General features: G+C 70.5%; 22 protein-coding genes and 1 tRNA gene. 14 read left to right on the top strand and 9 right to left on the bottom strand.

Annotation, left to right across the window (positions count from 1 at the left end; genetic code table 11):
• Window positions 1-9: 9 nt before the first annotated feature.
• Window positions 10-1,506 carry a CoA-acylating methylmalonate-semialdehyde dehydrogenase gene (locus tag ABIC30_RS26955; protein WP_020095653.1) on the bottom strand — a complete coding sequence of 499 codons (1,497 nt, stop codon included), beginning with the start codon at window positions 1,504-1,506 and terminating at the stop codon, window positions 10-12.
• A gap of 116 nt (window positions 1,507-1,622) precedes the next feature.
• Here ABIC30_RS26955 and ABIC30_RS26950 point away from each other — a divergent pair, with 116 nt between their 5' ends.
• Together ABIC30_RS26950 and ABIC30_RS26945 are read left to right on the top strand one after the other, a co-directional pair.
• Complete coding sequence (locus tag ABIC30_RS26950) at window positions 1,623-2,531, top strand: LysR family transcriptional regulator (RefSeq protein ID WP_103986049.1); 909 nt, start codon at window positions 1,623-1,625, stop codon at window positions 2,529-2,531.
• Between the two features lie 86 nt (window positions 2,532-2,617).
• Window positions 2,618-3,781, top strand: a complete 1,164-nt coding sequence (locus ABIC30_RS26945) for an iron-containing alcohol dehydrogenase (RefSeq protein WP_020095651.1) — start codon at window positions 2,618-2,620, stop codon at window positions 3,779-3,781.
• A 131-nt stretch (window positions 3,782-3,912) separates the two neighbouring features.
• Here ABIC30_RS26945 and ABIC30_RS26940 read toward each other — a convergent pair whose 3' ends face one another.
• A complete protein-coding gene (locus ABIC30_RS26940) occupies window positions 3,913-5,142 on the bottom strand; it encodes an ABC transporter substrate-binding protein (protein ID WP_354456372.1) in 1,230 nt (409 codons plus the stop codon).
• Between the two features lie 257 nt (window positions 5,143-5,399).
• Between ABIC30_RS26940 and cpaB the strand changes: the two genes are divergently transcribed.
• The 7 genes from cpaB to ABIC30_RS26905 all read left to right on the top strand — a co-directional run bounded on the left by cpaB (window position 5,400) and on the right by ABIC30_RS26905 (window position 13,467).
• Window positions 5,400-6,215, top strand: coding sequence for a Flp pilus assembly protein CpaB (cpaB, locus tag ABIC30_RS26935; RefSeq protein WP_020095649.1), 816 nt, complete (start codon window positions 5,400-5,402; stop codon window positions 6,213-6,215).
• Window positions 6,216-6,220: 5 nt separating this feature from the next.
• Window positions 6,221-7,849 (top strand): type II and III secretion system protein family protein, encoded by a 1,629-nt coding sequence (locus ABIC30_RS26930; RefSeq protein ID WP_354456371.1) that lies wholly within the window; start codon window positions 6,221-6,223, stop codon window positions 7,847-7,849.
• Between the two features lie 30 nt (window positions 7,850-7,879).
• The gene (locus ABIC30_RS26925; RefSeq protein WP_234081266.1) at window positions 7,880-8,647 is read left to right on the top strand and encodes a CpaD family pilus assembly protein; all 768 of its coding nucleotides are present in this window, start codon (window positions 7,880-7,882) and stop codon (window positions 8,645-8,647) included.
• 78 nt (window positions 8,648-8,725) lie between these two features.
• The gene (locus tag ABIC30_RS26920) at window positions 8,726-9,970 is read left to right on the top strand and encodes a CpaE/TadZ family protein (RefSeq protein WP_056526226.1); all 1,245 of its coding nucleotides are present in this window, start codon (window positions 8,726-8,728) and stop codon (window positions 9,968-9,970) included.
• 57 nt (window positions 9,971-10,027) lie between these two features.
• A complete protein-coding gene (locus tag ABIC30_RS26915) occupies window positions 10,028-11,476 on the top strand; it encodes a TadA family conjugal transfer-associated ATPase (RefSeq protein ID WP_026605321.1) in 1,449 nt (482 codons plus the stop codon).
• Between the two features lie 4 nt (window positions 11,477-11,480).
• Window positions 11,481-12,458, top strand: coding sequence for a type II secretion system F family protein (locus ABIC30_RS26910; RefSeq protein ID WP_020095644.1), 978 nt, complete (start codon window positions 11,481-11,483; stop codon window positions 12,456-12,458).
• 31 nt (window positions 12,459-12,489) lie between these two features.
• Window positions 12,490-13,467 carry a type II secretion system F family protein gene (locus tag ABIC30_RS26905; RefSeq protein WP_020095643.1) on the top strand — a complete coding sequence of 326 codons (978 nt, stop codon included), beginning with the start codon at window positions 12,490-12,492 and terminating at the stop codon, window positions 13,465-13,467.
• 25 nt (window positions 13,468-13,492) lie between these two features.
• On the opposite strand, the gene ABIC30_RS26900 is transcribed toward ABIC30_RS26905, so the two are convergent.
• A complete protein-coding gene (locus ABIC30_RS26900; RefSeq protein ID WP_020095642.1) occupies window positions 13,493-13,726 on the bottom strand; it encodes a GcrA family cell cycle regulator in 234 nt (77 codons plus the stop codon).
• Between the two features lie 402 nt (window positions 13,727-14,128).
• Between ABIC30_RS26900 and sseA the strand changes: the two genes are divergently transcribed.
• Window positions 14,129-14,974 (top strand): 3-mercaptopyruvate sulfurtransferase, encoded by an 846-nt coding sequence (gene sseA, locus ABIC30_RS26895; protein WP_234081270.1) that lies wholly within the window; start codon window positions 14,129-14,131, stop codon window positions 14,972-14,974.
• A gap of 126 nt (window positions 14,975-15,100) precedes the next feature.
• The gene (locus ABIC30_RS26890; protein ID WP_020095640.1) at window positions 15,101-15,589 is read left to right on the top strand and encodes a hypothetical protein; all 489 of its coding nucleotides are present in this window, start codon (window positions 15,101-15,103) and stop codon (window positions 15,587-15,589) included.
• Between the two features lie 147 nt (window positions 15,590-15,736).
• Here the strand turns inward: ABIC30_RS26890 and ABIC30_RS26885 are convergent, their stop codons facing one another.
• Genes ABIC30_RS26885 through ABIC30_RS26870 form a run of 4 tightly spaced genes read right to left on the bottom strand, consistent with a single transcriptional unit; the run spans window position 15,737 to window position 18,976 of the window.
• Entirely contained in the window at window positions 15,737-16,561 is an 825-nt protein-coding gene (locus ABIC30_RS26885; RefSeq protein ID WP_020095639.1) for an FTR1 family iron permease, read from the bottom strand.
• A gap of 53 nt (window positions 16,562-16,614) precedes the next feature.
• Window positions 16,615-18,048, bottom strand: a complete 1,434-nt coding sequence (locus ABIC30_RS26880; protein ID WP_020095638.1) for a 4Fe-4S binding protein — start codon at window positions 18,046-18,048, stop codon at window positions 16,615-16,617.
• Window positions 18,045-18,395 (bottom strand): cupredoxin domain-containing protein, encoded by a 351-nt coding sequence (locus tag ABIC30_RS26875; protein ID WP_026605320.1) that lies wholly within the window; start codon window positions 18,393-18,395, stop codon window positions 18,045-18,047. The genes ABIC30_RS26880 and ABIC30_RS26875 overlap by 4 nt, the downstream gene beginning before the upstream one ends.
• A 17-nt stretch (window positions 18,396-18,412) precedes the next feature.
• A complete protein-coding gene (locus ABIC30_RS26870; RefSeq protein ID WP_020095636.1) occupies window positions 18,413-18,976 on the bottom strand; it encodes an iron transporter in 564 nt (187 codons plus the stop codon).
• 353 nt (window positions 18,977-19,329) lie between these two features.
• Here ABIC30_RS26870 and ABIC30_RS26865 point away from each other — a divergent pair, with 353 nt between their 5' ends.
• Window positions 19,330-21,453, top strand: a complete 2,124-nt coding sequence (locus ABIC30_RS26865) for a carbohydrate porin (protein WP_026605318.1) — start codon at window positions 19,330-19,332, stop codon at window positions 21,451-21,453.
• A gap of 148 nt (window positions 21,454-21,601) precedes the next feature.
• Here the strand turns inward: ABIC30_RS26865 and lipB are convergent, their stop codons facing one another.
• Window positions 21,602-22,333 (bottom strand): lipoyl(octanoyl) transferase LipB, encoded by a 732-nt coding sequence (lipB, locus tag ABIC30_RS26860; protein ID WP_020095634.1) that lies wholly within the window; start codon window positions 22,331-22,333, stop codon window positions 21,602-21,604.
• An 88-nt stretch (window positions 22,334-22,421) separates the two neighbouring features.
• Here lipB and ABIC30_RS26855 point away from each other — a divergent pair, with 88 nt between their 5' ends.
• Window positions 22,422-22,727, top strand: coding sequence for a FliM/FliN family flagellar motor switch protein (locus ABIC30_RS26855; protein ID WP_020095633.1), 306 nt, complete (start codon window positions 22,422-22,424; stop codon window positions 22,725-22,727).
• A 118-nt stretch (window positions 22,728-22,845) separates the two neighbouring features.
• Window positions 22,846-22,930: transfer RNA gene (locus ABIC30_RS26850), tRNA-Leu, on the top strand.
• A gap of 230 nt (window positions 22,931-23,160) precedes the next feature.
• Here the strand turns inward: ABIC30_RS26850 and ABIC30_RS26845 are convergent.
• Window positions 23,161-24,138 carry a helix-turn-helix domain-containing protein gene (locus tag ABIC30_RS26845; protein WP_354456370.1) on the bottom strand — a complete coding sequence of 326 codons (978 nt, stop codon included), beginning with the start codon at window positions 24,136-24,138 and terminating at the stop codon, window positions 23,161-23,163.
• Window positions 24,139-24,431 lie beyond the last annotated feature (293 nt).

The following is a 24,431-nucleotide window of genomic DNA, read 5'->3' as shown; positions in this document are numbered from 1 at the left end:
CGTCGCGCTCTACCGCATCGTCGGGATGGAGAACTCCGCCCCGCTCTTGATGCCGCTCGGCCAGCGCTGCGTCACGGTCTTGGTCTTGGTGTAGAACCGGATCGAGTCCGGCCCGTGCTGGTTCAGGTCGCCGAAGCCCGAGCGCTTCCAGCCGCCGAAGGTGTGGTAGGCGATCGGAACCGGGATCGGCACGTTGACGCCGACCATGCCGACATTGACCCGCGCGGTGAAGTCGCGGGCCGCATCGCCGTCCTGGGTGAAGATCGCGACGCCGTTGCCGTACTGGTGGGTCGAGGGCAGCGCCAGCGCCTCCTCGTAATCCTTGGCCCGAACCACCGAGAGCACGGGGCCGAAGATCTCTTCCTTGTAGATCGTCATGTCGGGCGTCACGCGGTCGAACAGCGAGCCGCCCATGTAGAAGCCGTTCTCGTATCCCTGGAGCTTGAAGCCGCGGCCGTCGACGGCGAGCTGCGCGCCCTCGGCGACGCCCTTGTCGATGTAGCTCGCGACCTTCTGCACGGCCTCCCGGGTGACGAGCGGGCCGTAATCGGCCGAGCCGTCGTGCGAGGGACCGATCTTGAGCGACTCGACCCGCGGGACCAGCTTCTCCATCAGGCGGTCGGCGGTCTGCTCGCCCACCGGCACCGCCACCGAGATGGCCATGCAGCGCTCGCCGGCCGAGCCGTAGCCGGCGCCGATCAGCGCGTCGACCGCCTGGCCCATGTCGGCGTCCGGCATGATGATCATGTGGTTCTTGGCGCCGCCGAAGCACTGGGCGCGCTTGCCCGTCTCGGCGGCGCGCACGTAGATGTACTCGGCGATGTGCGAGGAGCCGACGAAGCCCACCGCCTTGATGTCCTCGTCGTCGAGGATCGCGTCGACCGCCTCCTTGTCGCCGTTGACGACGTTGAGGATGCCCGGCGGCAGGCCCGCCTCCAGGAAGATCTCGGCGATGCGGATCGGCACGCTCGGGTCGCGCTCGGACGGCTTCAGGATGAAGGCGTTGCCGCAGGCGATGGCCGGGGCGCATTTCCACAGCGGGATCATGGCCGGGAAGTTGAACGGCGTGATGCCGGCGACGACGCCCAGCGGCTGGCGCAGGGAGTAGACATCGATGCCGGGCCCGGCCCCTTCGGTGTACTCGCCCTTGAGCAGGTGCGGGATGCCGCAGGCGAACTCCACGACCTCGACGCCGCGCTGGATGTCGCCCTTGGCGTCCGGCACGGTCTTGCCGTGCTCGGAGGCCAGCAGCTCGGCCAGCGAATCGTTCTCGCCGCGGATGAGCTCGAGGAAGCGCATCATCACGCGGGCGCGCTTCTGCGGATTGGTCGCCGCCCAGGCCGGCTGGGCCGCTGCGGCGTTCTCGACCGCGGCGCGCATCTCGGCCTTGCTGGCGAGCGCGACCTTGGCCTGCACCTCGCCGGTCGAGGGGTGGAACACGTCGGCGAACCGCCCGCTCTCGCCGCCGACGTTCCGGCCGCCGATGTAATGCCCGATCGTGCGCATGCGCGCCTCCCTGTGATGTGGCGTTCGATTTTGGCGCACCCTATCAGGATCGCTTGAGCGATAAAGCCGGATGCGCTTACAGCCGTCGTGCATCGATGCACAGCGAGGGTGCGATCATGGCCAGGACGGGGCCCAACTGGGACGACCTCCGCTTCTTCCTCGCCGTGGCGCGGACCGGAACGCTGAGCGCCGCCGGGACCCGTACCGGCACCGAGCACACCACCGTCGGGCGCCGGATCCGCGCCCTGGAGGAAGGGCTCGGCGCCCGGCTGTTCCACCGCAGCAACCTCGGCTACGCCCTCACCGAGGACGGCGCGAACCTGCTCGGCGTCGCCGAGGCCATGGAGAGCGCGTTCCTGTCGGCGAGCGCCGCCACGGAGGCCGCCCAGGCGGTCTCCGGCACGGTGCGGATCGGCGCGCCGGACGGGTTCGGCAGCGTCTTCCTGGCCCCCCGGATGCACCGGCTCACCGCGCGCCATCCGGGGCTGGAGGTCGAGATCATGGCGACCGCCCGGATCTTCAGCCTGTCGAAGCGCGAGGCCGACATCGTCATCAGCCTCTCCGGCCCGCAGCAGGCCCGGGTGGTGGCGCGCCGGCTGACCGACTACCGGCTGCTCGTCTACGGGGCCGAATCCTACCTCGCGGGGGCCGGGCCGATCGCGGAGGTCGGGGACCTCTCGGGGCATCCCTTCGTCGGCTACATCGAGGACATGCTGTTCACGCGCGAGCTGAACTATCTCGGCGCCCTGGGTCCGCCGGTCTCGGCGCGGCTGCGCTCGACGAACCTCCTGGCCCAGGTCCACGCGACGCTCGGCGGCGCCGGCCTCTGCGTGCTGCCTGCCTTCATCGCGTCGGCCCATCCGGGTCTCGTGCCGGTGCTGCCCGGCGCGGTGTCGCTGACCCGCTCGTTCCACATGCACATCCACGAGGATCACCGGAAGGCCGCCCATATCCGCGCCGTGGCGGGCTTCATCGCGGGCGAGGTGGAGGCCGCCGCCGCGCTCTTCGCCGGGCCGGCAGTGTAAGCACCGGCAGTTTCGCCCGGCGGTCGCAGGTCCTAAGATCGTCGTTCCGGCGCACCAGCGAGGTGCCGGGTGGGAGAAGCAAGAGAATGGTCGCCTCGATCGCCCTGCCCCGGCTGATGCGCGTCGGCGCCGGCGCCTCGCGGCTCCTGCCGGAGGTGCTCGGCCAGCTCGGCCTGTCGCGGCCCTTCGTGGTCACCGATCCCTACCTTGCCGGCAGCGGCCGCACCGACACGCTGCTCGAGCGGCTGACCAAGGCGGGCGCGCAGGCCACGATCTTCTCCGAGACTGTGCCGGACCCGACCGTCGCCTCCGTGGAGGCGGCGCTGGCGGCCCTCCAGGCGGGCGATTTCGACTGCGTGGTCGGCTTCGGCGGCGGCAGCCCGATGGACACCGCCAAGGCGGTGGCGGTGCTCGCCCGCCACGGCGGCCACATGCGCGACTACAAGGCGCCGCGCCAGCAGGACGAGCCCGGCCTGCCGATCGTGGCGATCCCGACCACCGCCGGCACCGGCTCGGAGGCGACCCGCTTCACCATCGTGACCGACGAGGCCTCGGACGAGAAGATGCTCTGCATCGGCCTCGCCTACCTGCCGGTGGCGGCCCTGGTCGATTACGAGCTGACGCTCACCAAGCCGAAGCGGCTCACCGCCGATACCGGCATCGACGCCCTGACCCACGCGATCGAGGCCTACGTCTCGCGCAAGTCGAACCTGTTCTCGGACGGGCTGGCGCTTCAGGCGATGCGGTTGATCGCCCCGAACCTGCGCCGGGTCTGGACCGATCCGGGCGACCGGGCGGCCCGCGAGGCGATGATGCTCGGCGCGACCCAGGCCGGCATCGCCTTCTCGAACGCCTCCGTGGCGCTCGTCCACGGCATGAGCCGGCCGATCGGCGCCCATTTCCACGTGGCCCACGGGCTCTCGAACGCGATGCTGCTGCCGGCGGTCACGGCCTTCTCGGCCCCGGCCGCGATCGACCGCTACGCCGCCTGCGCCCGCGCCATGAAGATCGCCGGCCCGGACACCGACGACCGCTCCGCGGTGTCGGCCCTGGTGGCCGAGCTCGAGGCGCTGAACGACGACCTCGACGTGCCGGGACCGCGGGAATACGGGATCGACCCGGCCCGCTGGGAGGCGCTGCTGCCCACCATGGCGGCCCAGGCGCTGGCCTCCGGCTCCCCCGCCAACAACCCGGTGGAGCCCAGCGCCGACGAGATCGTGGCCCTGTACCGGCGCGTCTGGGCGGGGTGATACCCTCTCGGAGTAGAGCACATCCTGAGACGGGACATTCGACCCGCCGCCGTCTGTGCGAGCGGAGCGAAGCAATCCAGGGACGCGCCGCCCCGGGTCGCTGCGCTGCGCTCGCGATGACGGGGTGAGACCTACTTCGCCGCCGTCAGCGGGCAGCCGCTCTCGGCCGGGGAGGCGAAGGCCTCCTTACCGGGGATCGTCGAGATCAGCTTGTAGAGGTCCCACGGACCCTTCGACTCGGCCGGCTTCTTGACCTCGAACAGGTACATGTCGTGGACCATGCGTCCGTTCGGCTGCACGATCCCGCCATGGGCGAACACGTCGTCCACCGGCAGCTCCTTGAGCTTGGCGTTCACCGCGTCGGTCTCGTCGGTGCCGGCCGCCTTGACGGCCTTCAGGTAGGACAGGACCGCCGAGTAGGTGCCGGCCTGGATCATGTTGGGCATCCGGCCGGTGCGCTTCATGTAGCGCTGGCCGAAGGCGCGGGTCTCGTCGTTGGCGTCCCAGTACCAGCCCTCGGTGAGCGTCAGGCCCTGGGCGACCTTGAGGCCGAGCCCGTGCACCTCCGAGAGGGTGAACAGCAGCGCCGCGAGCTTCTGGCCGCCCTCGACGATGCCGTACTCGGCGGCCTGCTTGATCGCGTTCGAGGTGTCGAGGCCGGCATTGGCGAGCCCGATTACCTTGGCCTTCGAGCCCTGCGCCTGGAGCAGGAACGACGAGAAGTCCTGGTTCGAGAGCGGGTGCCGGACGCTGCCCAGCACCTTGCCGCCGTTGGCGAGCACGACCTTGCTGGTGTCGGCCTCCAGCGCCGAGCCGAAGGCGTAGTCGGCGGTGAGGAAGAACCACGTGTTGCCGCCCGCCCGGGTCAGCGCGCCGCCGGTGCCCACCGCCAGCGCCCGCGTGTCGAACGCCCAATGGTAGCCGTAGGGCGAGCACGCCTTGCCGGTGAGGTCGCTGGTCGCGGCCCCGGTGGTGATGGTGATCTTCTTCTTCTCCTTGGACAGGCCCTGGACCGCCAGCGCCACCGAGGAGGTGGTCAGCTCCATGATCGCGTCGACATTGTCGCGGTCGTACCATTGCCGGGCGATCGCCGAGGCGATGTCGGGCTTGTTCTGGTGGTCGGCCGTGAGGATCTCGATCGGCACGCTGCCGATCTTGCCGCCCATATCCTCCACCGCCATCCGGGCGGCCTCGACCGAGCCCTGGCCGCCGTACTCGGCGTAGAGGCCGGACTGGTCGTTGAGGACGCCGATCCGTATGGCGTTGTCCGAGAAGCTTCCCTGCGCGGCCGCCGGAGCGGAGCCGAGCGCGGTCCCCACGAGAGCGGCCGCCATCACCGCGCCGCCGATTGTCCTGATCATGTCTCCCCCCGGTTCGCCCGAGTGCCCGCTTCTGAGGCGGTTCCGGCGGCACGATAGGGGACGACCCGGCGCCGCGCCACGGCCGAGGTCGGGCGGGAGCTGAAGGATTCCGCGGATTGTGACGCGGTTCCGATCGACCCGTTTCCGGACCGGCGACAACGGCAGAGGTTATAATACCTTAACCATAATTACACGAATCCCCGCGCAGGTTCCCGTCATGGACGGCAATCCGGCCGTCTCCGGCGCGTGGCGATGCGATGAATCCAGCCCGTTTCGCCGTCCTCGGAATCGCCCTCGCGGCGGGCACCGGGGCGGCCTTCCTGATGAGCGGCGGCGATCCGCCACCGCCGCCACCGCCGCCGACGGCCGAGGCGCCGCCGCAGCCGACGACCGACGTGCTCGTGGCCGCCATCGACATGCCCATGGGCCAGGTGCTCCGGGCCGCGGACCTGCGCTGGCAGCCCTGGCCGGACGGCGCCGTGGCCAACGGCTACATGACCCGCAAGATCAACCCCAAGGCCCTCGAGGAGACCGTCGGTGCGTCCGTGCGCTCGGGCTTCCTGACGGGCGAGCCGATCCGCGCGCAGAAGCTGGTGCGCCCGGAGAGCGGGTTCATGGCGGCGATCCTGCCGCCCGGCATGCGCGCGGTCGCCATCGTCACCGACAGCCGCGGAACCAACTCGGCCGGCGGCTTCATCCTGCCGAACGACCGCGTCGACGTGATCCGCACCTTCCGCGACGAGTCCAATTCGCGGGCCAACAACAGCGACGTGCAGCTCTCCCAGACGATCCTCACCGACATCCGCGTCCTGGCGATCGGTCAGCTGGTCCAAGAGAAGAACGGCACCAACGTCGTCACCGGCGAGACCGCGACGCTGGCCGTGACGCCCGCACAGGCCGAGACCCTGGCGCTCGCCCAGAAGGTCGGCGCCCTGACGCTCTCCCTGCGCAGCCTCGCCGATGCCGGGCTGCCGCCGGAAGCCGTGCCGCTGGCCGACGCGTCCGCCGCGCAGATGCCCGAACCCGCCCTGACCGTGGTGCGCTTCGGCGTCGCGCGGCAGCAGACGCCGTGACCGCCATGACCGCTTCGCTGCCCCTCACGCGCCCGACGCGGCGCCCTGACCGCGGCCCGCGCCGTTGCTCGGCCGGCGCCCTCGCGCTGCTCGTCGCCCTGACCGGGCCGGCCTCTGCCCAGGACCGCCAGACCTTCGGCCCGGCGCCGATCCTGACGGTCGGAGCCGCGGAAGCGAGCTCGACCCGGCGGGTCGAGCTGACCGCGGGCCGGTCCGTCATCGTCGACCTGCCGCGGGACGCCAAGGAGGTGTTCGTGGCCAACCCCGCGGTGGCCAACGCCGTGGTCCGCTCGACCCGTAAGGTCTTCGTGATCGGCATGGCGGACGGCGCGACCTCGATCTTCATCATGGATGCCGAGGGCCGCCAGATCGCCGCCCTCGACGTGACGGTGGCGCGGGACCTGAACCTTGGGACCCTGCGCGAGCTGCTCAACCAGAGCATCCCGGGCGGACGCTTCGACGTGCGCTCCTCGGGCGCCTCGGTGCTCCTGTCGGGGGCGGTCAACTCCTCGGCGGACGCGCAGCAGGCGATCGACATCGCCAACGCCTTCGTGGGCCTGGGCGGCGCCGGGGCCGCGGGGGCCGCGGGCGCGGCCAGCGGCGGCGTCGCCGCCGGCTCGCGGGGCGCGGTGATCAACAACCTCACGATCCGCAACAAGGACCAAGTGATGCTCCGCGTCACCGTGGTGGAGGTGTCCCGCAACGTCCTGAAGCAGTTCGGGATCAACATGGCCGGCAACTGGTCGGCTCTGAACCCGGTCGGAAACCTGGGGCAGACGCTCGTGAACGGCGGCACCGCGGCGGCCACGCAGGTCCCGGCGTACATCCCGAATGTTATCACCAACAACCTGCCCTTCCCGATCAACACGAACACGCCGACCGGGAATCTGGTTCAGGCCTCCGTGCAGGGGGGCGGCTTCTCGCTCCAGGCGACCCTGAAGGCGTTCGAGCAGGCCGGCGTCTCGCGCATCCTGGCGGAGCCAACGCTGACCGCCATCTCGGGCGAGGCCGCCAAGTTCCTGGCCGGCGGCGAGTTCGCGGTGCCGGCCTCGGCAACCTGCGCCGTCGGCGGCGTCTGCTCGCCCGGCATCACATACAAGCCCTACGGCGTCGCCCTGTCGTTCACACCGACGGTGCTGGCCGACAACCGGATCTCGATCCGCGTCGCCACGGACGTGACCGAGATCGATACGCAGCAGAGCTTCAACTATGTGATCGGCAACACCTCGGTCGCAGTGCCGGGCACCCGGGTGCGCCGCTCCGAGACCACCGTCGAGCTGCCCTCCGGCGGTGTGATGATGACCGCCGGCCTGATCCAGCAGTTCAACAAGCAGGCGATCGCCGGCCTGCCCGGCCTGATCAACCTCCCGATCCTCGGCGCGCTGTTCCGCTCCCGCGACTACCAGCGCCAGGAGACCGAGCTGATGATCATGTGCACGCCCTACATCGCCCGGCCGATGGAGGCGAAGCAGGTCAGCCGGCCCGACGACAACTTCGTCGACTCAAGCGACGGCCAAGCCGTGCTGCTCGGCCAGATCAACCGCATCTACGGCAAGGTCGCCCCGCCCGGCGCGGCCGCCGCGGCGCCGCTCGGCCGCACCTACCGCGGCCGCGTCGGCTTCATCGTCGAGTAGCGCCCCGCCGCGCCTCCCAGGATCGGACCCATGACCGGACCCATGACCGGACCCACGACCGGACGTCACCCGCCCGCACTGCCGCGCCGCGCCGCGAGCGTTCTCGCCGCCTGCGCGCTCTCCGCCCTCGCGGCGGCCTGCAAGACCGATCCCGTCACGACCGGCGGCATCGACGTCACGGATTACCGCGCGCGCCACCCGATCGTGCTGACCGACGGGCCTCGCAGCCTCGACGTGTTCCCGACCGGCACGGGCCATCTGGACCCGCGCCAAGCGACCGATGTCAACGCCTTCATGCTGGAGTACCGGCGCTACGGCCGCGGAACCCTTCTGATGCAGGTGCCCCAGGGCGTCCCACCCGACCAGGTCGCCGCCGTGCAGCGGACGGCCTCGGTTCTCGGCCGGCTCGGCACGCAGAACGGCGTCAACGCCCGCGAGATCGCGGTCAGCGGCTACGCGGTGGCGGCGCCGACCCTCGCCGCGCCGATCCGGCTGAGCTTCCAGCGCATGCAGGCCAAGGTGGCCGACGCCTGCGGCCTCTGGCCTCAAGACCTCGGGGCCGGCAATTTCGCGACCGACTACAACAACCGGCCGAGCTGGAACCTGGGCTGCGCCATGCAGTCCAACGTCGCCGCCCAGGTCGCCGACCCGGTCGACCTCGTGCGCGGCCGGCCCGAGGGCCGCATCGACACGGTCAAGCGGGTCCGGGACATTGGCCAGTTGCGGGACGGCAAGGATCCGTCAACCACATGGCGGCAAGATGGTCAGACCGCCGTGAAGGCCCAGGTCACGAACTGAGACAGCCGGCGCCGGGGATGGGCAGCCCCGCCGCCGATCGCAACGCCGCACCCCGCACGCGAACCCGAAAGCGCCGTCATGGCAGAGCTGTCCGAGACAACCGAGCGCACGATCGCCCCGGTGCCCCGGATCACCATCCAGGCCTTCTGCGAGACCGGCGAGACCGCGGCGATGATCGAGGGCGCGGCCCTCGACCGGCGCATGCAGAAGGCGCAGGTCAAGGTCCGGATGGGCGGCGGGGCCGCGGCGATCGAGGCGTACCGGCACGCGCCGACGCCCAACGTCATCGTCCTCGAGATCCAGGGCGCGCGCTCGCGGCCGATCGAGTGCCTCGACGCCCTGGCCGAGGTCTGCGACGAGGGGACCCGCGTCCTGGTGATCGGTCACGTCAACGACGTGATGCTTTACCGCCAGCTGATCCAGCGCGGGGTGTCCGATTACCTGATGGCGCCGGTCGAGCCCCTGACGCTCATCGCGGCGATCTCCGACCTGTTCACGGCCCCGGGCGTCAAGCCGGTGGGCCGGACCGTGGCGGTCTACGGCGTCAAGGGCGGCATCGGCGCCTCGACCGTGGCGCATAATTTCGCGTGGTCGGTGGCCCGGGGCCAGGGCGTCCAGACGGTGATCGCCGATCTCGACATCGCCTTCGGCACCGCCTCGCTCAACTTCAACCAGGACCCGCCCCAGGGCATCGCCGAGGCGGTGTTCGCCCCCGAGCGGCTGGACTCCGCCTTGGTCGAGCGGCTGCTGTCCAAGTGCAGCGACAACCTGAGCCTGCTCTCGGCCCCGGCGAGCCTCGACCGGACCATCGACCTGTCCGAGCCGGCCTTCGACACCCTGATCGAGCACATGCGGGCGAGCGTCCCGTGCGTGGTCCTCGACATCCCCCACCAGTGGAACGCGTGGACGAAGCGCGTCCTGACGGCGGCCGACGAGATCCTGATCGTGACCGGGCCCGACCTCGCCTGCCTGCGCAACGCCAAGAACCTCCTCGGCGCGCTGAAGCACGGTCGCCCGAACGACCAGCCGCCCCGCATCGTGCTGAACGGCGTCGGCGTGCCCAAGCGCCCCGAGATCGGCACCGCCGAGTTCGCCAAGGCCCTGGAGGCGCCGGTGGCCCTGACGATCCCGTTCGAGCCGACCCTGTTCGGCACGGCCGCCAACAACGGCCAGATGATCGCCGAGATCCAGGCGGGCTCGAAGGTGGCGGAGCTGTTCAACGACCTGGCGGCCATGACCCTCGGACGTCCCGAGAGCCGGCGGGGCCGTCCGAGCCTGCTGGAGCCGCTGCTCGCCAAGCTTTCCGGCCGCAAGGCATCCTGATGCGGACGCGATCCCTCACCCGGCCGGTGCCGCGGGTCAGCGTCGGGGCTCTGACCCATGTTCGGTAGGCGACAGTCCGGCGGCGCGTCGGCGCCGCCCCCGCCGATGCCGCAGATGCGGACCCCGGCCCCGGCCACGCCAGTGCTGCGCGACGCGCCGGCGCCCGCGCCGGCCCAGCGCCCGGCGCCGGCGGCCCCGGTCGTCGTCGAGACCGCGCGCTCGGAGGATTACTACCGCACCAAGAGCCTGATCTTCGGCGCCCTGATCGAGGCGATCGACCTGACGCAGCTCTCGCGCCTCGACGCCGAGACCGCGCGCGAGGAGATCCGCGACATCGTCACGGAGATCATCGGGCTCAAGAACATCGTCCTGTCGATCTCCGAGCAGGAGGAACTGCTCGACGACATCTGCAACGACGTGCTGGGTTACGGCCCGCTGGAGCCGCTTCTCGCCCGCGACGACATCGCCGACATCATGGTCAACGGCGCCCACCGGACCTTCATCGAGGTCAACGGCAAGATCCAGCTGACCAGCGTGCGGTTCCGCGACAACCAGCAGCTGATGAACATCTGCCAGCGCATCGTCAGCCAGGTCGGCCGGCGCGTCGACGACGCCTCGCCGATCTGCGACGCGCGCCTGCCGGACGGGTCCCGCGTCAACGTCATCGCGCCGCCGCTCGCCATCGACGGCCCGGCGCTCACGATCCGAAAGTTCAAGAAGGACAAGCTCACCCTGGAGCAGCTCGTGCGCTTCGGGGCGATCTCGCCCGAGGGCGCCGAGGTCCTTAAGATCATCGGCCAGTCGCGCTGCAACGTGGTCATCTCGGGCGGCACGGGCTCGGGCAAGACCACGCTGCTCAACTGCCTCACCGCCTTCATCGAGCACGACGAGCGGGTCATCACCTGCGAGGACGCGGCCGAGCTGCAGCTCCAGCAGCCGCACGTCGTGCGCCTGGAGACACGGCCGCCCAACATGGAGGGCCAGGGCCAAGTCACCATGCGCGACCTCGTGAAGAACTGCCTGCGCATGCGCCCGGAGCGGATCATCGTCGGCGAGGTGCGCGGACCGGAGGCCTTCGATCTGCTCCAGGCGATGAACACCGGCCACGACGGCTCGATGGGCACGCTCCACGCCAACAGCCCGCGCGAGTGCCTGTCGCGTATCGAATCGATGATCTCGATGGGCGGCTTCACCCTGCCGTCGCGGACCCTGCGCGAGATGATCTGCGGCTCGATCGACGTCGTGATCCAGGCGATGCGTCTGCGCGACGGCTCCCGGCGCATCACCCACATCACTGAGGTGCTCGGCATGGAGGGCGACGTCATCACCACCCAGGACGTGTTCCTCTACGACATCGTCGGCGAGGACGCGAACGGCAAGCTGATCGGGCGTCACCGCTCCACCGGCGTCGGCCGGCCGAAATTCTGGGAGCGCGCCCGCTACTACGGCCTCGAACAGCGGCTCGGCGAGGCGCTCGACGCCGCCGAGGTCGTCGACCGGAACTGAGCCGATGGCGGACGCCTCCAACCTGCCGATCGCCGCCGGCCTCGCCGGCATCGCGGTGGCCGCCATCGCCTACGTGGCGGTCCTGCCCCTGCTCGGCGGCGAGCGCCGGGCCACCAAGCGCCTGAAGACGATCAGCGTCTCCGCCTCGGGGGCGGCGACCCGGGGCGTCGCCGTCAACCGGCGCGAGCAGGTCGCCAAGACGCTGAGCGAGATCGAGGCGAAGGCCAAGGGCGCCTCGAAGGCCAGCGTGGAATTGAAGCTCGCCCGCGCCGGCCTCGGCTGGACGAAGCAGACATTCTACGGGGTCTCGGCCCTGAGCGGGGTCGTCTTCGGGCTCCTGCTCTTCGTCATCACCGACAACGCCCTGGCGGCGCTCGGCGCCGCCTTCGCGGGCGGCTTCGGCCTGCCGGCCTACCTGCTGCGCCACCTGCGGCTCAAGCGCATCGCGAAGTTCAACAAGGAGCTGCCCAACGCCGTCGACGTGGTGGTCCGCGGCATCCGCACCGGCATCCCGGTGGGCGACTGCTTCCGCATGGTCTCGCGCGAGGCCGAGGAGCCGGTGCGCAGCGAGTTCCGGACCGTGGTGGAGACGCAGGCGATGGGCCTGTCCCTCGGCGAGGCCTGCACGCGGCTGTTCGAGCGCGTGCCCACCGCCGAGGTGAACTTCTTCGCCATCGTGATCAACATCCAGCAGCAGTCGGGCGGTAACCTCTCCGAGGCGCTGAACAACCTCTCCACGGTGCTGCGCGACCGCGCCAAGATGCGCGGCAAGGTCCAGGCGATGAGCATGGAGGCCAAGGCCTCGGCCTCGATCATCGCCTGCCTGCCCTTCGCTGTGGCGGGCATCACCGCGCTCACCAGCCCCGACTACATCTCGCTGCTCTGGACAACCGACACGGGCAAGATCGCCCTGGTCGGCGCGGCGATCTGGATGTCCATCGGCATCTTCACCATCAAGAAGATGATCGCCTTCGAGTTCTAGGCGCGGTGCGCCGTCTGCCGGATCCCGCCCGATGATCGACGCCATCGCCGAGAAGCTGTTCGATCCCCGCTTCATGGGCACGCTGCTGACCGCCGTCGCGGCGGCCGCGACCGCCTACGCGGTGGCGCAGCCCTTCCTAGAGACCGACCGCCTCGGCAAGCGGATGAAGCTCGTCAGCGACGAGCGCGAGCAGATCCGGCGGCGCGAGCGGCTGAGCGCGGAGCGGACCGGAAGCCGGGCGACGCTGCGCACGGAGCCGAAGGCCTACATGAAGTCGGTCGTCGAGAAGTACCAGCTGCGCCGCTGGCTCGGTACGGACACGGCCAAGCGCAAACTGATGCAGGCAGGGTACCGCGGCCAGGGGGCGGAGACCGCTTTCCTGTTCTTCCGCCTCGTCGTGCCGGTCGCGGCGGTGATCGCGGCCTTGTTCTACCTGTTCGTGCTGGAGGTGCTCGACGCCTCGTACCTCATGCGGTTCGGGCTCGTGATCGGCGCGGCCTACATGGGCATCAAGGCGCCCGAGCTGTTCCTGGTGAACACCGCCAAGAAGCGCCAGACCGAGATCCGCAAGGCGTGGCCGGACGCCCTCGACCTCACGCTGATCTGCGTCGAATCCGGCATGGCGATCGAGAACGCGTTCCGGAAGGTGAGCACCGAGATCGCCACGTCCTCGGTCGTGCTGGCTGAGGAGCTCGCGCTGATGACCGCCGAGATGTCGTTCCTGCCCGACCGGCGTCAGGCCTACGAGAACCTCGTGATGCGCACCGGCCTCGAGCCGGTGAAGTCCGTGGCGACGGCGTTGATCCAGGCCGAGCGCTACGGCACGCCGGTCGGTCAGGCGCTGCGGGTTCTGAGCCAGGAGAGCCGCGACATGCGCATGAACGAGGCCGAGAAGAAGGCGGCCGGGCTGCCGCCGAAGCTCACCGTGCCGATGATCCTGTTCTTCCTGCCCGTGCTGTTCGTCGTCATCATCACCCCGGCGGTCATCCAGATCATGCGGACGCAGTGACGGCCGGGATGGCGCAAGGAGAGGCTCAGCGGATGCGGCCGGGGCGGGTCGGCTCGAACACGATGCGGCGGTGGTAGGCGCACCAGCTCTTGCCGTCGGACACGGGGGCGCCGCAGCAGACGGCGCGGTCGTTCGGCTCGCCGATGATGTACTTGCACACGAAGGCGCCGGACTGCGCGAAGGGCACGCGCAGGTCGGCCGACGGCTCCTCGACGGTCTCGGCGTCGCCGATCTGGGACATGCGGACGAGTTGATTCATGGTGTCGATCGGCTCAATAAGCATCCTGCACGGTGGGTCGGGCGCCCGGGCAGACAGGGAAGGTTTGAACGCATCTCGTTCAGGCGACGTCCCCGTATCGCGTCCGCGAGCGGAACGTCCGGGGCGGCCAACACGATGCCGGCCGGACGGCCGACGCGATTGGCGTCATCATGGTGTCGTAACTGGGGTTACGGCTCTTTAAAACAAGACCAGCCTGCGCTGGATGCATCGGACCACGGTGCGGGATGCGTAGCTCATCCGATCCGGCGCGCGCTCGATTGGCATTGGCGCGGCTGACGAATCCGCCCGAACGCCGCCGTCCCGCGGTGACCCAGGCGTGCAACGCCGGGCGACCTGTGGTTCTGTGAGCCCGCAACGCGAACAGAGCCGGATCCGCCGACCATGGCCCAGCCGCCCCTCGTGTCACCCGAATGGCTGCACGACCGCCTCGCGGCCCCCGACATCGTCGTGCTCGACGCCTCCTGGTACCTGCCCGCAGCGGGCCGCGATCCCGAGGCCGAGTTCCGCACCGCCCACATACCCGGCGCCCGCCGCTTCGATCTCGACGCCATGAGCGACACCGAGTCGAACCTGCCGCACATGCTGCCACGGCCCGAGGTGTTCGCGGCGCGGATGCGCGCGCTCGGCGTCGGCGACGGCATGCAGATCGTTGTCTACGACGGGCAGGGGCTGTTCTCCGCCCCGCGGGTCTGGTGGATGCTCAAGGCCTTCGGCGTGCGCGACGCGCTGGTGCTGGACGGCGGCCTGCCGGCCTGGGTGGCGGCGGGCTACCCGACCGAGGAGGGCGACCCGCGCCAGCCCGAGCGGCGGCACTTCACCGCCCGCTTCGACCACGGCGCCGTGGCGGACGCGGACGACGTCGCCCGCGCCCTGGACAGCGGCTCGGCGCAGGTCGTCGACGCCCGCTCGGGGACGCGGTTCCGCGGCGAGGAGCCGGAGCCCCGCCCCGGCGTCCGGCCGGGGCACATGCCCGGCGCGCGCAACCTGCACTACGCGGCCCTCCAGCGCGACGGCCGGATGAAGAGCCCCGAGGAGTTGAAGACGGTCTTCGCCGAGAACGGCGTCGATCCGGACCTGCCGATCGTGACCACCTGCGGCTCCGGCGTGACCGCTGCGATCATCGCGCTGGCGCTGGAGACCATGGGCCGCCCGGCGCGGGGGCTCTACGACGGCTCCTGGTCGGAATGGGGCGCCGACCCGGCCCGGGCGGTGGCGACGGGTCCTTGAGAGGCGGTTCTCCGGCCCTCAGGTCCGCCGACGTGACCGGGCCGCCCCGGTCGCCCGCTTGAAAGCTCCGTGATCGATTTCGATATATCGATTGCGCCTGCGGTTGGGCGCCCTACGGAGAAAATCATGCCGCATCACGACACCACCGCCCTCTCGGGCACGATACGACACGTCTTCGCCCATCGCTTCACCGTCGAGGCGGGCGGCGAGACGCACCTCGCCGATCTCGGCCCGAAGGGTGCGGAGGCGTTCCCGCTCGCGAGCGGCCTGCACGTCACCCTCACCGGAGAGCGTCGCCCCTCGGAGATCAAGGTCACGCGGATCTCGGCGGAGGGCCGGGATCCGGTGGAGATCCATCACAAGAAGCCCCATCACGCGCCCGGCACCGGGCGGCCGGACGGGGCAACGGACGCCCCGTCCGATCCCGCGCGCGCTCTGGCGGCGGTGGCCGCGGCGGGGTGGGCGGTGGCGGACGCGCCGCGCCGCAAGCCGAGGCATTTCGAGGTGCTGGCACGTCGGAGCGACCGCGCGGCGACGGAACTGCACGTCGACTTCGCCGGCACGATCTACAGGGAGAAGCCGGCCGACCGGGCGAAGTGGACCGTGCTGGCCTGAGGGTCGCGGGCCGACCGACCCACCGCACCGATGGACGGTGCGGCGGGACCCGTCGCGTCGAGCCGAGGATGCACAGCCGGGCCGCCACGCAGCCCGGCGCCTCGACGCCTAGCTGTCGGATGTATCCCCGCGGCGCCGGACGGTTCGCTACGCCGCCCGCACCGCGCGGCGCTTGTCGGCGGCGCTCCACTGCATCAGGCCGACCATCACCGCGATGGTGGCGACGTAGACCAGCCCCTGGAGGGCGGTCGGACGGTCGGTGTAGCCGACCAGGGCGTGCAGGACGCGGCCCGGCCAGGAATTCTCGGCGATCACGCCGGAGCTGTTCCAGAGGGTGTATCCGAGGACCTCGACCACCCCGGCATTCGCCAGGAACTGCGCCGCCTGCGCGGCGAGGCCGGCCGCGAGGAAGATGATCAGGACGCTGGTCACCGAGAAGACGTAGCGGCTCGGAATCGAGGCGAGCCCGAGATAGGTCACCGCCGAGAGGAGCGCGCCGGCGCCGATGCCGGCGACCGCACCGAACTGGATGTCGGCGCCCGAGGTGCCCGAGGCCACGAGGCCGTAGAGGAACAGGACCAGCTCGGCCCCCTCGCGCAGGATCGCGGCGCCGATCACGATCGACAGGGCCGCTGCCTCCCGCTCGCCCGAGCGCACCGCCGCGCCGGCGGCGCGCAGTTCGCCCGCCAGCTCCTTGCCGTGCTTGCTCATCCAGGTGTTGTGCCAGATCAGCAGCAGCACCGCGACGATCAGGACCGCGGCGTTCAGGATGTCCTGCCCGCTGCCCTCGAACGCGTCCGAGATCTTCTCGGCGAACAGCGCCACCAGGGCGGCGCCCGCGAGGCCGCCGGCGATGCCGAGCAGGACCCAGCGCATCCGGCCCGGGATGCCGCGGGTGGCGGCCAGCACGATGGAGATGATGAGGCCCGCCTCGATGACTTCGCGGAAGGCGATGACGAAGGCGCCGATCATGGCGGTCTCCAGGGTTTGTGAGGTCGTGTGACGCGGCGCGCGCGGACCGCGCGCTACCAGATCCAGAACAGGAGCACCCAGTTGGCCACCGAGAGGGCGGCCGCGCCGGCGATGCAGGCCGAGGCCGCCACCCGGCGGAGGCCGCCGGCGGCGAGACCCGCCACCCGCCAGGCCAGCCAGACGCTCCACAGGCTGGCGCCGGCGAGCAGGCCCGCGCGGATCTCCGCCACGTAGGGGATCACGATGCCGTCGCCGCGCAGGAACGTCACGGTGAGCGCCGACAGGCCCAGGAACACGCCGCAGCCCGCGACCGGGATCAGGGTCTGGGTCAGGTGGTGGAAGCGCCGGAGCGACCAGCCGCCGAGGCTCAGGGTCGCGAGCGCCACGATCCCCGACAGGGCGAGCCCGAGGACGAGCGTCGCGGCGCCGATGTAGGCCAGCAGCAGCCCGCCGTCGAGGAGCGTCATGACGTCGTTGCGGTCGGGGTAGTTCGTCAGCACGAACCAGGGCGCCGAGTGCTCCAGGGGCCACGTCGTCCCGCGCTCGATGAGCCACGTGGCCGCCCATTGCTTGGCATCGACGAACCAGGGGCTCGAGGACCACTGGAAGGCGCCCACCGCCAACGCCAGCATGCCGAACAGGATCAGCATGGTCTGGTCGAGGCTGGGCTCCGCGCCGGCCACGTGGACGATCTCGTGGTTGGGCGAGCGCAGGGCGAGGCGCACGGCGCCGCGGTGGCCGCTGCAGCGGCCGCACATGTGGCAGGCGCCCGCGCCGCGCATGGTCTTGACCGGCACGAGGGGCGCGCAGTTGAAGGACTCGGTGCCGCCGACGGGTTTGGGCGAGTCCGCCCAGGCGGCGCGGTCGACCTGGAAGCTCACCGGCGCGAGCTTCGACAGCACCGCGAAGACGCCGTTGACCGGGCAGAGGTAGCGGCACCAGACGCGCTTGTTGCGCCCGTACAGCAGCCCGACCACGATCGCCGCCAGGGTCGAGCCGCCGAGCACCGCGAGGACCGGCTTCGGGTAGCCGTAGACGCTGGTCATCTGGCCGTAGACGGTGGTTCCCGCGAAGGCCACGAACGGCCAGCCCTGCCAGGTGATCCAGCGCGGCACGGCGTAGCCGCGGCTCCACCGGCTCGCGAACTCGCTGAGGGCCCCCTCCGGGCAGAGCACGCCGCACCAGGCCCGGCCGACCAGCACCATGCTGACCAGCACGAACGGCCACCAGATCCCCCAGAAGGCGAACTGCGCGGCGAGCGTCAGGTTGGTCCAGATGTGGGCGGCGTTGTCGGGCAGCGGCAGCAGGGCCGGCACGATCACCAGCACCGCGTAGACGGCGACGATCAGCCACTGCACGGACCGGATGATCCAGCCGTACCGGCGCAACGCGTCGCCGAACCGGGCGAGCCGCGCGTCGACCGCGGAGCGGCGCGGCGTGACGTCGGCGAGGGCCAGGGAGCCGGGCGCTGTCGTGAACGCGCTCATTTGGCCACCAGGGTCGCCTTCGCTTCCGGGTGGAAATCGTCGAACACCTGGTACGTGCCGGCATCGAGGGTGCGGAACACGATCGCCGAGGTCGAGCCAGCGGCCAGCGCCTTCTCGCGGCGCAGCTCCGTGCTCTCGAACTCCACCGGCGTCTGGCCGGTGTTCGAGATCTCGAGCTTGAACCGGGTGTTGGCCGGAACCTCTATCACCGTCGGGATGATCACGCCGTCGCGCATCTCCACCTTGATGACCGGCATGTCGTCGGCGCGCGCGGGCGCGGAGGCCGACGCGGCGGCGACCAGCAGCAGCGGGATGGCTCGGACGAGGGAGCGCGGCAGGCGGGACACGGTCAGCTCCGGCACTCTCAGTAGGCGCCCTTCTTGCCGACGCCGGCGAAGGTGAAGTCCTGGGTGATCTCGAAGGGCTCGAACCACGGGCCGACGCCCGTCTCCTTGTCGACGTGGCGGCCGAAATGGCTGTCCTTGCCGGGCGGCGCGACGGTAACCTTGAGGCGGTAGCGACCGGGGCCGAACAGCTTGACGTTGTCGCCGTAATGCGGCCCGTCGTTGGCGACCATAGGCATCAGCATGCCCGACACCGTCTGGTCGGTGGGCTTGTCGCCGTCGAGCTTCACCGCCTCGAAGCGGACGTCGAGCGCCGGCACCCAGTCCCCTTCCGCGAAGCCGTTGCGGTTGTCCTTGGCGGCGCGGATATCGGTCTCGAGGTGGATGTCCGACTTGGCGGCCTCGCGCATCATGCCGGGCGGATCCATCTCGATCGGCTGCAGATAGACGGCCGCGACCTCCAGGCCGTTGCGCGTCACGTGCGGACCGATCGGCACCTCCTTGGCGGCCGCGGCACCGGCGAACGCCAGGAGCGAGGCCGCGGCGAGGCCGCGGAGAACCGGGAGGATGTGCGAGGCGTGCATGCGACCGCACATAATCCAGGCCGCGGGAAGTTCAAACCGGAATCGCACGACAGTCAAATAATAACAATTCTAATCTGCCGGTCAGCTGCATCGACATTACGGTATTCGCATGTCGTTGCATCGAAAAAGGTCGATTACGACGCACTTTCACGAAGCTATTCGCGGTGCGATGCCCTCTGGATCTTGACGAATCCAACGCGGGCTGGATCGTCACGCCAGTGCCATGCGACGAACCGAGGATGCGATGCGGCAAGGCCATGGATCGCATGATGGCCCGCGATCACGAGCGCGCGACCCGGCTTGCGCGGCCCCGTGACGCGTTTTAGCAAATGCTATACTTTTCTGTGAGTCGGATGAGATCCCGTTCCGTGTCCCTGGTCCGCACCGCGGCGCTCGTCCTGGCCGTCCCCCTCCTCGCGCCCGCCGCCGCGCGGGCGGCCGACATCTCCCCGCTGCGCCCCGCCGAGGCGCCGTCCTACACCGACTGGTCGGGGGGCTATGTCGGCCTCGAGGGCAGTGCCGGCGGGTCCTACGGCGCCTACAATTTCGGTCCGACGACGATCGGCGCCCGGCCGGTCCCGGCCTTCAAGAGCGGCGATTCCACCGGCCGCAGCGACCAGGGCAAGAACGCCACGACGGCGGTCGGCGGCCTGTTCGGCGGCTGGAACTGGCAGGCCGGGCCGTGGGTCTACGGCGTCGAGGCGAGTCTCGACGCGGCGAATCTGAAGCGGCCCGTCCCTTCGACGATCGCGGGCTTCGGCTACGCGAACGTGGACCCGGCCTTCAACATCGTGCGCGCCAAGACGGATCTCTACGGCACCCTGCGCGCCCGGCTCGGCTACAGCTTCGACCGCTACCTGATCTACGGCACCTTCGGCCTCGCGGGGGCGAACGCGCGCATCCTGGCGAATTACCCGGACCTCGACACGGGCGGCCAGACCACCGCGCGGCGGGACCTCGGCTACGTCGGCTTCACCCTCGGCGCGGGCGTGCAGTACGCCATCACCGACAGCCTCGCGCTGGGCATCGACTACCGCTACATCGATCTCGGAGGCAGCCGGCGCTTCCCGCTGGGCATGGTGCCCGGCGACGCGGGCGGGCCGGTCACGACCCGGGCGCGCTTCACGTCCAACGAACTGTTCGCGCGGCTGATGTGGTTTCCGGACGGGCTGAAGGTCCCGCCGGACCCGGACGAGACCGCCCCGCACGATCCCGACAACGGCGATACTGGCCGCTTCTCGCTCCACGGCCAGACGACGCTGATCGCGCAGGGCGTTCCCGGCTTCCGCTCGCCCTACGAGGGCGCGCAGAGCCTGATCCCCCATCAGGCCCGGCAGACCACGACGGCCACGATCTTCCTCGGCCTCAAGCTCACCGACAGCACCGAGATCTACTACAATCCCGAGTTCAGCCAGGGCTTCGGCCTGTCGCGGACGCTCGGCGTCGCCGGCTTCGTCAACGGCGAGGCGCAGAAGGCCGGCGCCCCGTTCCCGAAGCTGCGCTCGAACCGCTACTACGTGAAGCAGACCTTCGGGCTCGGCGGCGAGACCGTGGAGGTGCCGGACGGACCGAACCAAGTGGCCACCCGCTACGACGCCGAGCGGATCACGCTGATCGCCGGCAAGTTCGCGCTGGGCGACTTCTTCGACGGAAACATCTACGCGCACGACCCGCGCGTGGACTTCTTCAACTGGTCGCTCTGGGGTTCCTCGGCCTGGGACTTCCCGGCCAATCTCCCGGGCTTCACGCAGGGCGTCTACGCCGAGTACAACCGCCCCGAATTCGCGATCCGCGCCGCCTACACGCAGGTGCCCAAGGAGCCGTCGAGCGACGTGCTCGACCCGCGGGTGTTCCGGCGCGCGGGGCTGAACGTCGAGTTCGAGGAGCGGCACGTGCTCCCGTGGCTGGAGCAGCCCGGCAAAATCCGCATCGGGCTGTTCTCGAATGTCGGCGTCTCGGCCAACAACCGCGACGTCGTCACCCTGACCCAGCTCGGCCTGTTCGACGACATCAACGACGCCGTCGCGGCGACCCGGCGTCCCCGCCGCAAGACCGGCGGCTACATCAACCTGGAGCAGGCGCTGACGCCCGAACTCGGGCTGTTCGCCCGGGCGAGCCTGAACGACGGGGGCACCGAGAACATCTCGTTCACCGACATCGACCGGAGCTTCTCCGGCGGCCTGTCGCTGAAGGGCAAGGCCTGGGACCGCCCCGACGACACGGTCGGCATCGGCGCCGCAATGAACGGGCTCTCGCCCTCGCACCGGGCCGCCTTCGCGGCCGGCTATCTCGGGCTGCTGATCGGCGACGGGCGTCTCAACTACGGCACCGAGCGCGCGCTGGAGACCTACTACGCCCTGAACCTCACGAAGTTCGTCACCCTGACCTTCGACTACCAGTTCATCGACAATCCCGGATACAATCGCGACCGCGGGCCGGCGCACTTCTTCGCCTCGCGGCTGCACGCCGATTTCTGATCGGCGCCGGTGAGACGGCCTCCGGCCGGAGCGTTCGGACGCTATGCGTATTCGCGAGCGAAGCGATCCGGTCCGGGCTCCGGACGACACGCCCCCTGGGTCGCTGCGCTCGCGACGACGGCGGCATCGCCCGATGGCGCGGCCCTGCTCACTCCGCCGCCTCGATCGCGGTCGCCCCGAAGATCGCCTCGAAGGCGGCGCGGAGCTGCATGTCGACCTCGGCCATGCTCACCGGCAGGCCGAGGTCGACGAGGCTCGTCACGCCGTGCTCCCGGACGCCGCACGGCACGATCCCGTCGAAATGCGCGAGGTCGGGCTCCACGTTCAGGCTGATGCCGTGGAAGCTGACCCAGCGGCGGACCCGGATGCCGATCGCCGCGATCTTGTCTTCGCCGCCGGGCCCCTTCTCGGGCCGGCGCACCCAGACGCCGACCCGGTCCTCGCGGCGCTCGGCGCGGACGTTGAAGGCGGCCAGCGTCTCGATCAGCCACGCCTCCAGGCTCGCCACGTAGGCGCGCAGGTCGCGGCTGCGCCGGTCGAGGTCGAGCATCACGTAGGCCACCCGCTGGCCGGGGCCGTGATAGGTGTACTGCCCGCCCCGCCCCGTCGCGTGGACCGGGAACCGGTCCGGCGCGACGAGATCCTCCGGCCGGGCCGACGTGCCCGCCGTGTAGAGCGGCGGGTGCTCCAGCAGCCAAACGCATTCGGGCGCCGCGCCGCGGGCGATCGCCTCCGCGCGCGCCTCCATCCAGGCGAGGGCGGCGGCGTAATCCACTGCCGCGTCGCTCACGCGCCAGCCCACCGGGCCGGCGACCGGATCGGTGCCGGGCCGCTTCGGGAAGGCGGGCGGGCTGACCGTGAGGCGGGGCGCGTTTACCAAGAGTTCACCATCCTGCGTCGATGGTCGAAGCCTCAACATCCGCGGCCGGCGGTTGCAAGGTTCCGGCTGCGAGACGGGATGGCGGACGGTGGCGGTCTTCGAGACCCTGAAGGTCGATCTGACGGTGGTGCTGGGCCGGGCCCGCATGCCGCTGCACATGCTCCTCCGGATGGGCCGCGGCGCCGTGATCGAGCTCGAAGCCAGCGACAGCGACATGGTCGAGATCCTGGCCAACGACCACCCGATCGCGCGCGGGCAGATCGTGGTGACGGGCGACCGCATCTCCGTGGAGGTGACCGAGCTGATCCGCAAGGCGGCCTCGATCGTCGAGCCGGGCGTCAGCATCGGCGACGGCGCGGCGCCTTTCCTGGAGGGCGGCTACGATTCCCCGTGACTGCGCTTGTCGGCGGCCGGACGATCTGTTATCCGCTGCGCCGCGCGACACGAAAGCGGCCCCGGGTTCTCCCGCGGCGCGCGACGGTCGGGCGAACGGACCGGTCTTCGCGTCCGATGCGGCCATGGCGGAATTGGTAGACGCGCTAGCTTGAGGTGCTAGTCCCGAGAGGGGTGGAGGTTCGAGTCCTCTTGGCCGCACCACATTGTTTCGGTTGCCCGGACCTGCGGCAACCCGGATGTGGTGCATGACAGGGCGGTGCGCCGCCGATCACGATACACCATTATCTGAGCCGACGCGCCGGGTCGCGACGCGCGTGCCGTTCGCACGCCGGGCGCAGGCGCCTGCGCCCGGCCAGGGGTTGCGCGAGGACCGCGCGCATCATTCCGCGCCGGGACGTCGCGGGATCGGCGGAGGCCGGCCACCGTCCCGATCAGGGAGCCGACGGAGCACCGGAAGCCCGCAGCAGGGCGGCCTCCCTGTACCCGCGCGGGGTCAGGCCGTGGCGGTCCTTGAACCGGCGGGAGAAGTGCGCCTGGCTGGTGAACCCGCAGCCGTAGGCGAGCATCCCGATCGACAGGTGCAGGCAGGCTGGGTCGGACAGCCGCTTGGCCGCCGCCGCCAGTCGGCGCTCCCAGATCCAGTCGGAAATGTGCTGGCCGCGCTCGTGGAACAGCTCCTGGAGCCGGCGCAGCGAGACCCCCGTGGCGGCCGCGAGCTGGGGCGGGTCCAGTCCCGGATCGTCCAGATGGGCCTCGACATGCGCCTTCGCGCGCTGAACGACGACGCTGCCGTGGACGGGGCGAGGCACATCCTGCGCGAGCCGCTCGGCGAGGCTCGCCACGATCAGGTCGACCGCGATCGCCGACATGCGCTCGGCGGCGTCGGGCGTGAGCTGGTGCCGCACCCGGATCAGGTCGTGGATGAAGCCGGTCGCCAGCGTGGCCGAGGCGAGGTCCGCCCCGACCGACAGGCCGGTGTAGAGCCGTGTCGAGCCGAGCACGCCTTCCAGGCGCTCCCGCGGCAGCTCCAGGAACAGGGCCTGGCTGTCCCTGTGGGTCGTCAGCACGGAGGGGCGATGGTCGAGCACGACCATGTCGCCCGGCCGCTGCACGGCCTCCCGGCCGTCCTGAACGCTCGTCGACAGGCCCGCGAGCTTGAACAGCACCACGACCATCCCGGCCCTGTCGTGGCGCCGGGCCGCGCTGGGCGTCGTCTCGCATCGCAGGGCGCTCTGCGTCAGGCGCGAGAGGTACAGCGCGCCGATCTCCGCGACGTCGAGCCTGCCCCGGAACGGCCCGTCGTCGAGGCGCTCGACCTCGATCGGCACGAGCCGCTCCCCGAGAAGGTCTCGCCAGAGCTTGAAGCCGCTCCGGGGGTGGAGACCCTCCGTCGAAAACACTGTCTGCATAGGCAATATCTGAAGTCGCGGCCGCGCAGCGATCGTTGAATACCGATCGCTGCGTATCTTTAGATACACTTTCACGCTCGGACGATCCAACGATACCGTCAATTCTGAAACAATTATATCTCAACGGACAGATCAGAGGCGATCCTCGGTCACAACGACGATAAACGCCCGCCCCGACCACATCGGGAAGACGTGATCGACACGTATCGGCAGCCGAGCCGCGTCTTCGGGCGATCCCGAGTGCACGGGGCACGGCACCGTCGGACGAGCGCCTGCTGTTCACCGGCGCGACG

The organism is Methylobacterium sp. 1030 (genome assembly GCF_040544715.1).
In the GTDB taxonomy this organism is placed as follows: domain Bacteria; phylum Pseudomonadota; class Alphaproteobacteria; order Rhizobiales; family Beijerinckiaceae; genus Methylobacterium.
Note: the sequence above shows the minus strand (reverse complement) of the source record. Positions and strands in the feature narration are given on the sequence as shown.